Genomic DNA, 13,221 nt, shown 5'->3' with positions numbered 1-13,221 from the left:
TTTGTTTACTGCGCGCCCTTGAGCTGCTGCAGCTCGGCCTGCGCCTCGTGCAGCTTCTTCTCGCGGTCGGCGATCTTGCTGGCCCGCCCCTTCTCCTGCGCCGCGCGCAGGTCACGTTCGCGCTCGGCCACCTTGCGCTCCTGGGCGCGGATGCGCTTCTGGTGTTCGGCCGCCAGCTTGGCGTCGGTGCAGTGGCGGTTCACTTCCGCCAATGCGGTTTCGAGCCCGCGAACCCGCTGCTTCTGGCCCTTGGACTTGGCCATCTCGATGTCGCGGCCGATGGCCTCGCGCTTGGCGTCGCAGGTGGCGGGGCCGGCGGGTTGCGCGGCGGCACCGAGGGCAGTGAACGCGGCCGCGGCGGCCAGCACGATGGGCAGAAATTTCATGGAGAGGTTCCTTGTGTGCGCAACGGCGCAGGGGCGACTTTAGCGGCTGGCGCCGCGTAAACCCTGCCCCGGAATGTCGTCGCGATGACTGAGTACGAACGCATCACAAAAAATAATGGCGCGCCCCCCTGACTGACTGACCGACCGACCCCAGGAGCCCCGAGCATGTCGAAGCGCAAAGTGATCGTGACCATCGCCCCCACCGGCGGCATGGCGCACAAGTCGCAGAACCCCCACCTCCCCACCCAGCCCGCCGAGATCGCCGCCGACGTGTTGCGCTGCTGGAACGCCGGCGCCAGCGTGGTGGCGATCCACGCGCGCCGCCCCGATGACGGTGCCACCTGCAACGCCGAGGTGTACCGCGACATCAACAGCCGCATCCGCGCGCTCGGCAGCGACATCGTGCTGAACAACTCCACCGGCGGCGGCGTGCACGGCGACATGGTGAAGCCGCTGGCCGGCGACCGCTGGGAGATCGCGTGGGAAGAACGCATCAAGGGCATGGACGCCGGCGCCGAGATGTGCACGCTGGACGCCACCACGCTCAACCTGAGCTTCGAAGGCAAGCAGATCCTGATGGACACGCCCATCACGCGCGGGCGCGAGCTCGCCGCCGGCATGAAGGCGCGCGGCATCAAGCCCGAGTGGGAGGTGTTCAGCCCCACGCACATCCTGCAGGACACGACCACGCTGATCGAGGAAGGCCATGACGACGAGCCCTACTTCGTCAACCTGGTGATGAACGTGCACCGCAACTTCCAGAACGCGATGCCGTACTCGCCGCGCAACCTGCAGATGATGGTCGACACGCTGCCCAAGGGCGCCATCTTCGGCGTGAGCGGCATCGGCATGTCGCAGCTCGAGGCCAACGTGGCGGCGCTGTTGCTGGGCGGCCATGCGCGCGTGGGGCTGGAAGACAACCTGTACTTCCGCCACGGCGAACTCGCCACCAACGTGCAGCTCACCGAGCGCATCGTGCGCGTGATCCGCGAGCTCGACATGGAAGTGGCCACGCCGGCCGAGGCGCGCCAGATCATGGGCCTGCCGCGCGTGGGCGGCCCGCGGCCCGAGTTCGCGCTGGGCTGAAGACGCACGAGAACAACGAACGGAGACACGCACATGAACATTCCCCGCACCGCACTGGCCCTCGCGCTCGGCGCCCTCTTCGCATCGAGCGCCTTCGCCCAGGTGTCCGACGACACCATCCGCATCGGCTTCATCAGCGACATGTCGGGCATCTACCGCGACTACGACGGCCCGGCCGGCGCCGAAGCCATCCGCATGGCCATCGCCGACATGGGCGGCGCCATCGACGGCAAGAAGATCGAGCTGGTCACGGCCGACCACCAGAACAAGCCCGACATCGCCGCCGCCAAGGCGCGCGAATGGTTCGACGTGAACAAGGTCGACATGCTGATCGGCGGCGTGAACTCGGGCGCGGCCATTGCCATGGCCGGCGTGGCCGCCGACAAGAAGAAGCCGTACTTCGTGGTGGGCTCGGGCGCGTCGAGCCTCACCAACGAGTATTGCTCGCCCTACACCGTGCACTACGCCTACGACACCGTGGCCATGGCGCGCGGCACCGCGAGCGCGGTGGTCAAGGCCGGCGGCAAGAGCTGGTACTTCGTGGCGGCCGACTACGCCTTCGGCGCCGCGCTGCAAAGCGACGCCACCAAGACCGTGCAGGCCAGCGGCGGCACGGTGGCGGGTTCGGTGAAGCACCCGCTGGGCGCGAGCGACTTCTCGTCGTTCATGCTGCAGGCGCAAAGCTCGAAGGCGCAAGTGCTGGCGCTCGCGAATGCGGGCGGCGACACGGTGAACGCCATCAAGTCGGCGGCGGAGTTCGGCATCAGCAAGAACATGAAACTCGCCGGCATGATCATCACCATCAACGACGTGCACGCGCTGGGCCTGAGGGCCTCGCAGGGCATGTACCTCACCGACAGCTGGTACTGGAACCAGAGCCCCGAGTCGCGCGCCTGGGCGCGGCGCTTCTTCGACAAGCACAAGCGCATGCCCTCCTCCTTCCACGCCGGCGACTACTCCGCCGCACTGCAGTACCTGCAGGCCGTGAAGGCCGCGGGCAGCGACGACGCCGACAAGGTGATGGCGCAGCTGCGCAAGACCAAGTTCAACGACATGTTCGTCAAGGGCGGCTGGCTGCGCGACGACGGCCTCATGGTGCACGACATGCATCTCATGCAGGTGAAGGCGCCGGCCGAGTCGAAAGAGCCGTGGGACTATTACAAGGTGATCGAGAACATCCCCGGCGAAGCCGCGTGGACCACCAAGACGGAGAGCCGCTGCGCGCGGTGGAAATCGGCATGAACCTCACCACCGACGTGAAGCGCGTCGCCGTCGTCGGCACCGGCGTGATCGGCGCGAGCTGGGCCGCGCACTTCCTCGCGCACGGGCTCGACGTGAACGCGACCGACCCCTCGCCCGGCGCCGAAGACCGGCTGCGCGCCGCCGTGGCGCAGCACTGGCCGACGCTGGAACGCTTCGGCCTCGCCGAGGGCGCCTCGGTCGATCGCCTGCGCTTTCACGACAGCCTGGAAGACGCCGTGGCCGTGGCCGACTTCGTGCAGGAGAACGGCCCCGAGCGCATGGACTTCAAGATCGACCTGTTCCGCCGCATGGACGCCGCCGCGCCGCCCGAGACGATCCTCGCGTCGAGCTCCTCGGGCCTGGCGATCAGCGGCGTGCAGTCGGGCTGCGCGCACCCGCAGCGCGTGGTGCTGGGGCATCCGTTCAATCCGCCGCACCTGATTCCGCTGGTGGAAGTGATCGGCGGCGAGCAGACCTCGGCCGACGCCATCGCCCGCACGATGGCGTTCTATGCCGCCATCGGCAAGCGGCCGATCCACGTGAAGCGCGAGGTGAAAGGCCACATCGCGAACCGGCTGCAGGCGGCGCTGTGGCGCGAAGCTTTTCATCTCGTCAACGAAGGCGTGGCGAGCGTGGCCGACATCGACACCGCCATCGCGCACGGCCCCGGCCTGCGCTGGGCCGTGATGGGGCCGTTCATGAACCTGCACCTCTCGGGCGGCGCCGGCGGCATCGAGCATTTGCTCGCGCACCTGGGCGGTCCGATCGAAGACTGGTGGAAGGACCTGGGCGCGCCGTCGATGACGGACGCGTTGAAGCAGCAGGTGGTGCAAGGCGTGGACGACGCCCTGGGCACGCGCCACACGGCCGACCTCGAAGCCGCGCGCGACACCCTGCTGTTGAACCTGATTCGCGCCAAGGCCGAGACGGGTACGCTGGATTGACATGACCGACTTCCTTCTCGACGACACCCTGGTCGCCCCACCCCGCACGGTGCGCATCGACTTCGACGACGGCTCGTTCGTGCTGCGCTCGCCGACGGCGTTGCAGCCGTATGCGCGCTGCATCGGCGAATGGATCGAGCGCTGGGCGCGCGAGACGCCCGATGCGCTGGCGTTTGCCGAGCGCGATGAGACGGGCGAAGGCTGGCGCACGCTCGACTACCGCGCGCTGCGCGCAGCCGTCGGCGCGGTGGCGCAAGGCCTGCTCGACCTGGACCTGCCGCCGGGCCGGCCGGTCGTGATCCTCTCGGACAACGCGATCGACCACGCCGTGCTGATGCTTGCGACGATGCACATCGGCCGCACGGCCTGCTCGCTGTCCAGCGCCTACTCGCGCATGGCGAAAGACCCGTCACGGCTGCACGGCATGTTGAAGGCGCTGCAGCCCGGGCTGATCTACGCCTCCGACGCGAAGGTGTACGGCGCATCGCTCGCCGGCTGCGGCGTCGAGGCCGTGACGGTGTTCAGCCGCAATGCCAACACGCATCCGGGCGCGCTGGCTTTCGACCAGTTGCTCGACGCGAAGGAAACGCCCGCCGTCATGCAGGCCTTCGCCGCCGTGGGCCCCGACACGCACGCCAAGTACCTGCTGACCTCCGGCTCCACCGGCCAGCCCAAGGTGGTGATCAACACGCACCGCATGCTGTGCGCCAACCAGCAGATGATGGCGCAGACCTGGCGCTTCCTCGCGCAGGAGAAGCCGGTGCTGGTCGACTGGCTGCCGTGGAGCCACACCTTCGGCGCGAACCACAACCTGCACATGGTGCTGTGCCACGGCGGCGCGCTCTACATCGACGAGGGCCGGCCCGCGCCGGGCCTCATCGAGAAGACGGTGCGCAACCTGCGCGAGGTGAAGCCCACGTTGTTGTTCAACGTGCCGCGCGGCTTCGACATGCTGCTGCCCTTTCTCGAAGCCGACGACGCGCTCGCCGCCGAAGTGTTCTCGCGGCTGCGCCTGGCCTTCTACGCGGCGGCGGCGCTCGCGCCTTCGACCTGGCAGCGGCTCGAAGCCGTGGCGCGGCGCGTGCGGCCCGCGCGCCCGCTGTGGCTCACGACCTCGTGGGGCGCCACCGAGACCTCGCCCGCCATCACCTCGGCGCACTGGCAGCTCGACGGCGCCGGCTGCATCGGCGCGCCACTGCCGGGGCTGGAGCTGAAGTTCGTGCCCAACGGCGAGAAGCTGGAGATGCGCGTCAAGGGCGTCTCGGTGTTCCCCGGCTACCGCGACGCACCGCGCGAGACCGCCAGTGCCTTCGACGCCGAGGGCTACTACCGCATCGGCGACGCGGGCTACCTCGCGAACCCCGGCGATCCGACGCGGGGCGTGATCTTCAACGGCCGCGTGGCGGAAGACTTCAAGCTCTCGACCGGCACCTGGGTGTCGGTGGGCACGCTGCGCGTGAAGCTGGTGTCGCTGCTGGCGCCGCATGTCCAGGACATCGTGCTCACGGGCCACGACCGCGACGCGATCGGCATGCTGGTGTTCGCCAGCCCGCAAGGTGCAGCCCTCGCGCCGGACGCATTGGCCGCGCGCATCGGCGGGGTGCTGCGCGCCCTGCGCGACGAAGGCGCGGGCTCGTCGCAGTGCCCGGCCTGCGCGCTGGTGCTGGCCGAACCGCCGAGCCTCGATGCGGGCGAGATCACCGACAAGGGCTACATCAACCAGCGCGCGGTGCTCACGCGGCGCGCGGCCGAGGTGGCGCGGCTGCATGCGCCGGCGGCGGGCGATGCGGACGTGATCCGCGCCACCTGAACACGGCGGGGTTGGAGAACCCGGGAATGTTTTCTACGATGGCCGGGCCACCCGCCATTTCAACTTCCCGGAGACGCCGCCCATGTCCACCCCACCCTGCGTGACCTTCGAAGCGGACGGCCCCGTCTGCACGCTCACGCTGAACCGCCCCGACAAACGCAACGCCGTGGACGGCGTGGTGGCCGCCGCGTTGCGCGCGGCCTTCGAACGCTTCGAGGCCGACGACGCGCTGCGCGTGGCCGTGCTGACGGGCGCGGGCGGCCATTTCTGCGCGGGTGCCGACCTGGGCGCGGTCGGTGATCCGGCGCGCCGCAACGAGCTCGACCCCGACGGCGGCGGCGCCGGCCCGATGGGCCCGACGCGCATGGCGCTGTCCAAGCCGCTGATCGCAGCGGTGAACGGCTACGCGGTGGCGGGCGGGCTCGAGCTGGCGCTGCTGGCCGACCTGCGCGTGGCCGACGACGACGCGGTGTTCGGCGTGTTCTGCCGCCGCTGGGGCGTGCCGCTGATCGACGGCGGCACCGTGCGGCTGCCGCGCCTCATCGGCATGGGGCGCGCGCTGGACCTGATCCTCACGGGCCGGCCCGTTTCCGCGGCCGAGGCGCTGGCGATGGGCCTGGTGAACCGCACCACGCCGCCGGGCGGTGCACTCGCCGCCGCGCAGGAGCTGGCGCGGCAGATCGCCGCCTTTCCGCAGCAATGCATGCTGGCCGACCGCCGCTCCGCCTTCGAACAGTGGGACCTCCCGCTGGCCGAGGCGCTGCGCCGCGAAGGCGCGCAGGGCGTGCCGATCGTCGCGGCCGAAGGCGAAGCCGGCGCCGCGCGCTTTGCCGGCGGTGCGGGCCGGCACGGCACCTTCACCGGCTGATTCAAGCGCGCCGCCGCAACGCCGTGCGCAGCGCCTTCGCAAAGCGCGGGTCGGCCATGGCACCCACGTTGAAGCGCGACCAGCGCGAGACCTGCGTCGAGTCGACGCTGAAGATGCGCCCCGGCGCCATCACGATCTTGCGCGGCAGCAGTTCCTTCGCGAAGGCCAGCGAGTCGTCCACGCCGGGCAGCGCGGCCCAGATGTAGAGCGACTGCGGGCTGCGCGCGAAGACCTCGGCGTCCACGGCGTCGAACAGCTTCAGCGCGTCGCGCGTGGCCTCGCCCAGCCGCTGCTGCAGGCGCTTGAGGTGCCGCTGGTAGTGGCCCTCGCTCAGGATCACGTCGACCGTGCGCTCGCTGTACTCCGAGCTGCTCACGTGGATCAGCGCCTTCAGGTCGGCGAGGTCGCTCGCGAGGTCGGCGCCGCAGGCGATGAAGCCCACGCGCAGCGCGGCCGAGAACGACTTCGAGAAGCTGCCGATGTAGATCGTGCGCTCGAGCTGGTCGAGCGCCGAAAGGCGCGGTAGCGCCGTCGGCTTGAAATCGGCCAGCGGGTCGTTCTCGACGATCAGCAGGTCGTACTTCTGCGCCAGCTGCAGCACGCGGAAGGCCTTGGCCGGCGAGATGTCGGAGCCCGTGGGGTTGTGCGCGAGCGACTGCGTGAAGAACAGGCGCGGCCGTTCGGCGATGAGCAGCTGCTCCAGCACCTCGAGGTCGGGCCCGTCGGCCAGGCGCGGCACCGCCAGCATCTGCGCGCCCGCGAGCTTGAGCTTGCCGAACAGGGGGTAGTAGCCCGGGTCGTCGACCAGCACCTTGCCGCCGGGCGGCACGAAGTAGCGGATGACGATGTCCATCGCCTCGTTGGCGCCGTGCGTGAGCACGATCTGCCGCGGCTCGGCGCCGATGCCGAAGTCCGCGAGCTTGCGCACGAGGTGGTCGCGCAGCGGCGCGTAGCCGAAGCGGCTGCCGTAGCGGAACAGCGCGCCGAGCCCCGTGCGCACGACCTTCGGGTGGTACTTGTCCAGCCGCACATCGGCCAACCATTCGACGGGCGGAAAGCCGTCGCCCACCGCCACCGCATCGGGCTGCGTCTTGAGCTGCTCGCGCATGAGCCACACGATGTCCATCGCGCGGCCGAGGCTGCCCGCGTCGTCCTCGGCCGGCTTGGGCGTGGCCGTGGCCTGTGCCAGCACGTAGTAGCCCGACCCGCGCCGCGGCTCGACGAGGCCGCGCGACACCAGCAGCTCGAAGGCGGCCACCACGGTGTTCTTGGCGTAGCCGTGCAGCTGCGCGAGTTCGCGCAGCGAGGGCAGCTTGTCGCCGGCCTTGTAGGCGCCGCTCGCGATCTGGCGCGCGAGGGTGTCGGCGAGCGAATCGGCGATCGTGGTCATGGGTTTGGACTGTGACACAGCGAGGCGTGGCGGCGCACCACTGTCCGCACTGTCCCGCCAAACTGTGCCTTCCGCGGGCGGTACAGCCGGCCTAAATTGCCTGCTCCCGAATTCACCTTCCGAAGAGACACGCACCGATGGCCGCCGATTCCCGCATTCCCAATTTCCGCGCACTCACGCCCGCCCAACGCCTGGCCCACATCGCACAGGCCGCCGCGCTCACCGACGACGAGGTGGCCCTGCTCGCGCAACCCGGCGCGCTGGGCGTGGAGCGCGCCAACGGCATGGTCGAGAACGTGATCGGCACCTTCGAGCTGCCGCTGGGCGTGGCCGGCAACTTCACCGTGAACGGGCGCGACTACCTCGTGCCGATGGCGGTGGAAGAACCCTCGGTGGTCGCCGCCGCCTCCTTCATGGCCAAGCTGGCGCGCGAAGGCGGCGGCTTCGAGGCCTCGAGCACCGGGCCGCTGATGCGCGCGCAGGTGCAGGTGATCGGCATCACCGACCCGTACGGCGCGAGGCTGGCGCTGCTGCGTGCGCGCGACGAGATCCTGGCCGTGGCGAACAGCCGCGACAAGGTGTTGATCGGCCTAGGCGGCGGCTGCCGCGACATCGAAGTGCATGTGTTCGGCGACACGCCGCGCGGCGCGATGGTGGTGATGCACCTGATCGTCGACGTGCGCGACGCGATGGGCGCCAACACCGTCAACACCATGGCCGAGGCGGTGTCGCCGCTGGTCGAGAAGCTCACGGGCGGCACGGTGCGCCTGCGCATCCTGTCGAACCTGGCCGACCTGCGGCTGGCGCGTGCCCGCGTGCGGCTCGCGCCCGCCGTGCTGGCCACGCGCGAGCGCAGCGGCGAAGAAGTGGTCGAGGGCGTGATCGACGCCTACACCTTCGCGGCCATCGACCCCTACCGCGCGGCGACGCACAACAAGGGGATCATGAACGGCATCGATCCGGTGATCGTCGCGACCGGCAACGACTGGCGCGCGGTGGAAGCCGGCGCGCATGCGTACGCCTGCCGCAGCGGACGCTACACCTCGCTCACCACGTGGGAGAAGGACGCGGGCGGCGCGCTGGTCGGCACCATCGAGATGCCGATGCCGGTGGGCCTGGTCGGCGGCGCGACAAAGACGCACCCGCTCGCGCGGCTCGCGCTGAAGATCCTCGGCGTGAAGTCGGCGCAGGAGCTTGGCGAAGTCGCCGTGGCCGTGGGCCTCGCGCAGAACCTCGGCGCGCTGCGCGCGCTCGCCACCGAAGGCATCCAGCGCGGCCACATGGCGCTGCACGCCCGCAACATCGCGCTCGTCGCGGGCGCCACCGGCGACGAGATCGACGCCATCGCCAAACAGATGGCCGCCGAGCACGACGTGCGCACCGACCGCGCCGTGGCCCTGCTCGACGCGCTGCGCAAGAAGTAAGCAACGCGGGAGCCTCCCGCACCACGGTCCGCGGCCGACACCGCGGCGGTCGCGCACGCGGCCGTCACACAACCACAGACGGAGACAACTCGAATGAACGCAGACAGTGCAACGCCCGCCCGCTGGCGGCTGGTGGAGATATGGGGCGACACGGCCGACCTGGGCCACCTCGCGTGGTCGATCGCGATCGGCGTCGCCGTGAGCCTCACGGGCTATCTCGTGGCGAGCCGCGTGCTCGCGAGCGTGGTGAGCACGCCCGAACTGGCGCGCGCCTACGCGATGCTCGCGGGCCTCGGCGGCTGCGTCGTCTCGGGCGTGATCTGCGCGAAGCTCTTCACGCCCAAGCGCGAAGTGGTCGAAGGCACCGCCGCCGATCCGCGCTGGCGCGAGGAGGTGCTGGCCGAGCTGGCCGCCGAGCACGGCGACCTGGGCTCGGTGGACGACCTGCCGCCGGTGGTGGTGCGCGAGATGAAGGAGCTCGAAATCTACGAGCTCTTCGCGTCGTACAAGCCCCAGGCCGCCAAGGCCGCCGAAGGAGCCGCCTCGTGATCGACGCCGCCCTCTTCAACCAGATCCTCGTCGCCACCGGCATGGGCCTCGTGGGGGCCATCGTGTTCGCGGCCATCGGCCTCGTCTCGGGCACCGACGAAACCACCACGCTCGCACCGCTCACCCTGCTGGTAGTGCTGCTGGGCGTGCCGCCCGAAGGCGTGTTCACCTTCTTCCTGGCCGCCGCCGTGGCCAAGCACATGACGCACGCGGTGCCCACCGCGCTGCTGGGCATTCCGGGCGACACCATGGCCACGCCGCTGCTGCAGGACGCCAACGTGCTGCGCAACCTGGGCGTGCCGCACATCGCGCTGCGCAAGATGGTGTCGGGCGCGATCATCGCGGCCTTTCTCGCGGTGCCGCTGGCCGTGCTGTTCGCGGTGCTGCTGGCGCCGTACGGCGCGGCCATCACCAAGGCAGCGCCGTGGATCTTCGTGGTGGCGGCCGTGGCCATTGCCTACTTCTCGAGCGGACGCTGGGCCTCGGTGGCCACGCTGGTGCCGTTCGTGATGGTGATCGTGGCGCTGCAGGCGCTCACCGGCAAGTACGGCGTGAAGCTGAGCATCAGCTACTTCCTGGGCATCGCCATCGGACCGCTGGTGGCCGACCTGTTCTCGGTGATCTCGCCGGCGGCGCGTGCGCGCATGAAGCGCGACAAGGTCCGCACCTTCTCGCTCGCGCCCGACGTGAAGGGCTGGTCGGGCTACTTCCCGAACCCGTTCAAGGTGCTCGACCGCGCGCAGGTGAAATGGACCTTCGCGACCGCCGCGATCTCCAGCGCCACCTTCGTGTTCAGCCCCGTCGCGATGACGGTGGTGCTGGGCGAGCTGGTGGGCTCGCGCATCAAGCATGCGTACCACCGCCTCACGACCACGCTGGCCGCGCGCAACGGCGTGACCGAGGCCACCTACATCGCCGAAGCGCTGATCCCGCTGATCGCCATCGGCCTGCCGCTGAGCCCCGTGGCGGCCGGCCCCGCCGCGCCGCTGTTCAACGCGCCGCCGGTGTTCACCATCGACTCGGCCACGGGCCAGACGCACAACCTGCACAACCTGCTGAACCACTGGGAGTTCCTGGGCTACGGCATGCTGGCCGTGGTGCTCGCGGCGCTGGTGGCCTACCCCTTCACGATGAACTTCGCGCGCCGCGCGGCGCTGTTCGTGTCGCGCAAGGTGAGCCACGAGGCGATCATCGCGACCTTCGTCGGGTTGATCGTGGTGATCAGCGTGTGGGAAGGCCAGCTGCTCGGCCTCCTGGTGATCCTCACGATGGGTTTGCTCGGCGGCCTGCTGTCGCGCGCCATCGGCTTCAACACGGGCGTGCAATTCATGGGCTACTACACGGCAGTGTTGACGGTGCCGGCGGTGATCAAGGCGTTCTCCTGATCGGCCGGCCGCACACCAGCAGCGCGTCCATGTGCCCAGGACACTGGGTGCTTCCCGCAGCGAAATCAAGGAGGAGGCCGCAGGCCGGGGGACATTCGCGGAGGGAAGTACCCGGTGGCCTGGGCACGCGCCCTGAACGCGACGGCAACCAGCGAGTCAGCGCTGCGATGCAGAGGGTTTCGGCGGCGTCTTCTTCTTCGCCGGCTCATCCCCACCGAACAGCTTCTCCACCTGCTGCCCCACACGCGCCCCGATCGCCGTGCCCACCCCCGGCAGCACCGCGCTGCCGACCGCCGCCCCCGCGAGCGCGCCGCCCGTCATCGACACCTCGGGCTCGGCCACGCTGCCGCCGATCTTGAGCGGCACGCCGACCACGCCGTCGACCAGGTCCACCGCCATCTCGCCCGACATCTGGCGGTTGAAGAGGCGCAGGTTGCCGCTCGCGGTGAGCACGCCCGAGCGCGCCTTGAGGTTCGTGTAGCGCATCACGATGCCGTCTTCGGTGCCCTGGGTGTCGAGCGTGCCCGTGAGCTCGTCCAGCGCCGTGGTGCCGCCGCGGCTGATGCCGGCGGTGGTCACGGCCTTGGCCAGGTCGAGCCGGGTCAACGTGGCGGGCTGCACCGAGAAGGTGGTGCGCGTGTGCAGGCTGCGGATCAGCGCGCCCACCTCGCGGGCCTCGGCCACCAGCGAGGTGTGGCCCGAGACCTTGCCCGCCACCGCCGAGCGGCGCCCGAAGGCCTGCACCAGCGCCTCGATGTCGACCTGCCGCGGATCGAGCTCGGCCGACACGCGCAAGCCCCGCCCCTCGGGCAGCACCTCGAGCCGCGCCTGCCCGTTCCACGTGCCGCCGCCCGCGTCGATGCGGGTGCGCCAGCGGTCTTCCGTGCCCTCGCGGTCCAGCCGCAGGCGCACGGGCGATGCGGCGCCGGCGCGCTCCAGACGCAGGTTGCGAGGGCGCCAGTTGTCGTCGAAGGCCACCTCGCCGTCGTAGGCCAGCGCGATGTCGCGGCGGTCGATCCAGACCACGTCGCGCCAGCGCACGCGCTCCACCGGCACGGGCGCCAGGGTCCAGGGCGCGGGCAGCGGCACGATGCGCTCGCTTTCCTGCGGCTCGGGGCCCTTGTCCCGGAAGGCGCGCACCGAGGCGCGCGGCAGCACCAGGCTTTCGAGCGCGATCTCGTCGATCGCCACCTCGCGGCGCAGCAGCAGCGGCCACAGGTGCAGCCGCACGCTCACGCGGCGCAGGGTGATGGGCTGGGGCTGGTCGGTCGCCAGTTCGGACAGCGCCAGCACGGGCACCGGCCACAGCGACCAGTGGGCGCCGCCCACGGTCAGCTCGACGCCGTAGCGCTGCGAGAAGCCGGCGGCGATGCGGGCGGCCACCTCGTCGTCGTCGGGCAGGCGTGCAGCCACCACGAGCGCCAGCGCGCCGATGCCCAGCAGCAGCACCGCCGCCGAGCCCAGAAGCCACCGCCGCACCGAAGGGAAGGTCATCGACCCAAGGTAGCACGCAAAGGCGACTGCGGTTGTCAGCCGTCGTCGCTATAGTGCCCTCGCACCCCCTGTATCGGAGACCCCTGCATGCGTATCTGGAAGAAAGACATCTCGGTCGAATCGCTGACCGCCAACCACGTGGGCACGGCCGTGGCCGCCCTGGGCATCGAATTCCTGGAGGTGGGCGACGACTTCATCCGCGCCCGCGTGCCGGTGGACGAGCGCACCCGCCAGCCCTACGGCATCCTGCACGGCGGCGTGTCGGTGGTGCTGGCCGAGACGCTGGGCTCCTGCGGCGCGCACTACTCGGCCCCCGAAGGCGACCGCGCCGTGGGCCTGGACATCAACGCCAACCACATCCGCTCGGCCACCAGCGGCTGGGTCATCGGCACGGCGCGCCCGGTGCACCGCGGGCGCACCACGCAGGTCTGGCAGATCGACCTGACGAACGAGGCGGGCGAGCTGACCTGCGTCTCGCGCATCACCATGGCGGTGCTGCAGCCGCGCTGAGCGCGGGCGCGCCCCCGGGGCGCTTCTTTTCTTTCTTCTCCCGCTGGTACGCCTCTTGCGGGTGGCACCCGTGTTCAGCACGGGGTGGATCGACCACAATCTCGCCCCAGGGAGCGCGTCGACCCCCCAACAC

General features: G+C 70.4%; 12 protein-coding genes. 9 read left to right on the top strand and 3 right to left on the bottom strand.

The window, feature by feature from the left end:
• Positions 1–5: 5 nt before the first annotated feature.
• Entirely contained in the window at positions 6–386 is a 381-nt protein-coding gene (locus AC1RAA_RS30290) for a DUF1090 domain-containing protein (protein WP_070061410.1), read from the bottom strand.
• A gap of 165 nt (positions 387–551) precedes the next feature.
• On the opposite strand from AC1RAA_RS30290, the gene AC1RAA_RS30285 reads away from it, so the two are divergent.
• The 5 genes from AC1RAA_RS30285 to AC1RAA_RS30265 all read left to right on the top strand — a co-directional run bounded on the left by AC1RAA_RS30285 (position 552) and on the right by AC1RAA_RS30265 (position 6,336).
• On the top strand, positions 552–1,472 hold the full coding sequence (locus AC1RAA_RS30285; protein ID WP_307582554.1) for a beta-keto acid cleavage family enzyme: 921 nt from the start codon (positions 552–554) through the stop codon (positions 1,470–1,472).
• Between the two features lie 33 nt (positions 1,473–1,505).
• Positions 1,506–2,714 carry an ABC transporter substrate-binding protein gene (locus AC1RAA_RS30280; protein ID WP_492729976.1) on the top strand — a complete coding sequence of 403 codons (1,209 nt, stop codon included), beginning with the start codon at positions 1,506–1,508 and terminating at the stop codon, positions 2,712–2,714.
• Positions 2,711–3,658 (top strand): 3-hydroxyacyl-CoA dehydrogenase NAD-binding domain-containing protein, encoded by a 948-nt coding sequence (locus tag AC1RAA_RS30275; RefSeq protein WP_492729978.1) that lies wholly within the window; start codon positions 2,711–2,713, stop codon positions 3,656–3,658. Before AC1RAA_RS30280 ends, AC1RAA_RS30275 begins: the two co-directional genes overlap by 4 nt.
• Position 3,659: 1 nt before the next feature.
• Positions 3,660–5,468 (top strand): feruloyl-CoA synthase, encoded by a 1,809-nt coding sequence (locus AC1RAA_RS30270; RefSeq protein ID WP_492729980.1) that lies wholly within the window; start codon positions 3,660–3,662, stop codon positions 5,466–5,468.
• A gap of 82 nt (positions 5,469–5,550) precedes the next feature.
• Positions 5,551–6,336, top strand: coding sequence for a crotonase/enoyl-CoA hydratase family protein (locus AC1RAA_RS30265; protein ID WP_492729984.1), 786 nt, complete (start codon positions 5,551–5,553; stop codon positions 6,334–6,336).
• 1 nt (position 6,337) lies between these two features.
• Here the strand turns inward: AC1RAA_RS30265 and AC1RAA_RS30260 are convergent, their stop codons facing one another.
• Complete coding sequence (locus tag AC1RAA_RS30260) at positions 6,338–7,726, bottom strand: aminotransferase-like domain-containing protein (protein ID WP_062481803.1); 1,389 nt, start codon at positions 7,724–7,726, stop codon at positions 6,338–6,340.
• 137 nt (positions 7,727–7,863) lie between these two features.
• On the opposite strand from AC1RAA_RS30260, the gene AC1RAA_RS30255 reads away from it, so the two are divergent.
• The 3 genes from AC1RAA_RS30255 to AC1RAA_RS30245 all read left to right on the top strand — a co-directional run bounded on the left by AC1RAA_RS30255 (position 7,864) and on the right by AC1RAA_RS30245 (position 11,084).
• Positions 7,864–9,150 carry a hydroxymethylglutaryl-CoA reductase, degradative gene (locus AC1RAA_RS30255; RefSeq protein ID WP_492729988.1) on the top strand — a complete coding sequence of 429 codons (1,287 nt, stop codon included), beginning with the start codon at positions 7,864–7,866 and terminating at the stop codon, positions 9,148–9,150.
• Positions 9,151–9,243: 93 nt separating this feature from the next.
• On the top strand, positions 9,244–9,699 hold the full coding sequence (locus AC1RAA_RS30250) for a hypothetical protein (RefSeq protein ID WP_095743059.1): 456 nt from the start codon (positions 9,244–9,246) through the stop codon (positions 9,697–9,699).
• Positions 9,700–9,740: 41 nt separating this feature from the next.
• Positions 9,741–11,084, top strand: a complete 1,344-nt coding sequence (locus tag AC1RAA_RS30245; protein ID WP_095948533.1) for a tripartite tricarboxylate transporter permease — start codon at positions 9,741–9,743, stop codon at positions 11,082–11,084.
• 156 nt (positions 11,085–11,240) lie between these two features.
• Here AC1RAA_RS30245 and AC1RAA_RS30240 read toward each other — a convergent pair whose 3' ends face one another.
• The gene (locus AC1RAA_RS30240; protein ID WP_492729991.1) at positions 11,241–12,578 is read right to left on the bottom strand and encodes an AsmA family protein; all 1,338 of its coding nucleotides are present in this window, start codon (positions 12,576–12,578) and stop codon (positions 11,241–11,243) included.
• A gap of 87 nt (positions 12,579–12,665) precedes the next feature.
• Between AC1RAA_RS30240 and AC1RAA_RS30235 the strand changes: the two genes are divergently transcribed.
• Entirely contained in the window at positions 12,666–13,088 is a 423-nt protein-coding gene (locus AC1RAA_RS30235; protein ID WP_056574715.1) for a hotdog fold thioesterase, read from the top strand.
• Positions 13,089–13,221: the final 133 nt, after the last annotated feature.

This window comes from Variovorax sp. GW823-FHT04F07, from assembly GCF_058795995.1.
This window is presented reverse-complemented; position numbering and strand designations above follow the sequence as displayed.